This window comes from Aeromonas sp. 1HA1 (assembly GCF_029237385.1).
Taxonomy (GTDB): domain Bacteria; phylum Pseudomonadota; class Gammaproteobacteria; order Enterobacterales; family Aeromonadaceae; genus Aeromonas; species Aeromonas popoffii.
Genome location: NZ_JAACGC010000155.1, coordinates 1 through 1,776 on the forward strand (window position 1 = coordinate 1; position 1,776 = coordinate 1,776).

At 50.0% G+C, this 1,776-nt stretch carries 3 protein-coding genes; 2 read left to right on the top strand and 1 reads right to left on the bottom strand.

The genetic code is table 11. From position 1 onward, the window contains the following. The first annotated feature begins 266 nt into the window (after positions 1-266). Positions 267-479: a DUF3892 domain-containing protein gene (locus GWQ22_RS21285; protein WP_275931603.1), complete on the top strand. Its 213-nt coding sequence runs from the start codon at positions 267-269 to the stop codon at positions 477-479. 570 nt (positions 480-1,049) lie between these two features. On the opposite strand, the gene GWQ22_RS21290 is transcribed toward GWQ22_RS21285, so the two are convergent. Further along, a complete protein-coding gene (locus tag GWQ22_RS21290; protein ID WP_108537245.1) occupies positions 1,050-1,376 on the bottom strand; it encodes a helix-turn-helix transcriptional regulator in 327 nt (108 codons plus the stop codon). A 129-nt stretch (positions 1,377-1,505) separates the two neighbouring features. Between GWQ22_RS21290 and GWQ22_RS21295 the strand changes: the two genes are divergently transcribed. Continuing rightward, entirely contained in the window at positions 1,506-1,742 is a 237-nt protein-coding gene (locus GWQ22_RS21295) for a hypothetical protein (protein ID WP_275931604.1), read from the top strand. The last annotated feature ends 34 nt before the right edge of the window (positions 1,743-1,776 follow it).

Consider the following 1,776-nt stretch of genomic DNA (forward strand, 5'->3'; position numbering starts at 1 on the left):
GGCGCGGCTGGTAACTGCCTAATCCTCCTGTCGTAGACAAGCCCATGCCAAGCTCTTACGCCTTGTCAGTGCGTCTTTTCGGGCTGTTGCTGTTCAGGCCCCCCGGGTAGTAATACGGGGGGAATTCAATCCCCACATGCCCGATACAGCCACGGGGCAGGGGTGTTATCTCTTACAAGGTTGGTTTTTTGTCAGTAAGGGCTTGGTTTTGGTAAACGATATCCGCAATATCCGTATGGAGCATGGTGCTCAAACAGGGGATACACATGGCAAAGAATATTCGCGGTAATGGTGACGGCCCGAACGGTGAAAACCTGACTTATACGGTCCACGGTCGCGGGGTCGTCTCTCGTCAGCAACTCACTATAGAGATTGAACGGGGGAAGCATCCAGAGCATCACAATTATGGACGTGACGGGATCAATTATGCTCGAGCAAATCCCGATGGCTCTAAGCCGAACAATGTTAATAAAAAGTAGTCCTATTGATGCCGATAAAGCTAGTTATCGGCATCAATTCTAAAGGGGCTTGTATAGCCCCTTGCTTCATTTCTTGAAGTCAGGGGATTTCTTCAAGTCTTTTTTCTGGTTTTCTAGCTCGGTTTTCAGCCTCCTAATCTTCCTTTTCTGCCACCAAACGTAGGCCTTTAGTGCAAAAGTGATGATTCCACCTATTGTAATGATCAGCTTAAGCCAACTTTCAAACGTCATCTAAGATCCTGTTTAACAATGTGATTTCTTGTTTCTTGCCACATGCAGCTTACCGATATGGTGCGGTATGGTGATGTCTTGTTGCGGGCACTCAATGTGGCTATGGTAAGCCGCTATCCAATCAGGATCATCAGCTTGGGGCCTCCGGCCCCTTCGTCATACCCCTAAGCCTGACCGCGCATAATGTGATCAGTGGTTATGTTGAAGACTAGGCCCCCTGCCACAATCGAACAGGGCAGGGGGCTTTGAGGTAGGAGGGATGTGGGGCAGCGTGCTGGCATCATCCAGACGCCCGAAAATCTTTAATATAACCCGTGTTATGCGCGACCTGGCGCCGAGCTATTCGCCTAGTTTTTCTGTGTGGGTGATGAGCATCCATCCCCTGATCAGTTTTCTGATAGCTACCTTATCTTCTTCGGGCAACTCTTCGATTGCCTTGGATAGGTAGCTCATTGTCTCCGTAGTTTCCCCGTAAACAATCTCATCAAGTGACACTCCTAGCGCTGTTGCGATCGGGATGAGCGTCTTTACCAGCGGATTTTCTTGTTCACCACTTTCGAGTCGGGACAGTTGCGATTTTGATATGCCGCATTTTTCGGCCAAGTCCTGCTGGCTCAATCCTGCCTGCTTGCGTATGCGTTTTATATTGTCGCCTATGTGCGTCATTTCGCGGCCTCTTGGTGTATGCCTGCTGATTTTACATCACATGGTTGCATGTGTGCGGACTCGGTTGTATGCTTGCCCACGTTGAGTTGTATGGATGCGCATTTTGCGAGCCATATCAGGGGGTAGGGAATGACCGTTTTTTCAGCCGTAGTTAAGCCAGAGCGCAATGTGTATTGGCAGCATGAGCCCACGGGCGAGGTTTCCGCCTGCGTTGCTGGTCAGGTTGAGTTCTTCCGCGATCTCCCCCAGCTCGGTCGTTATCTCTCACACACCTACCCAGATTTCGATTTTGTACCTGTCGAAGTCACCGATGCCACTTGGCGCGGCTTCTATGATCAGGGGGTCTTCTTTGATGACTGGTCATAACGCCAAAACCAAGATCGATTTCCTGTCCTTCACC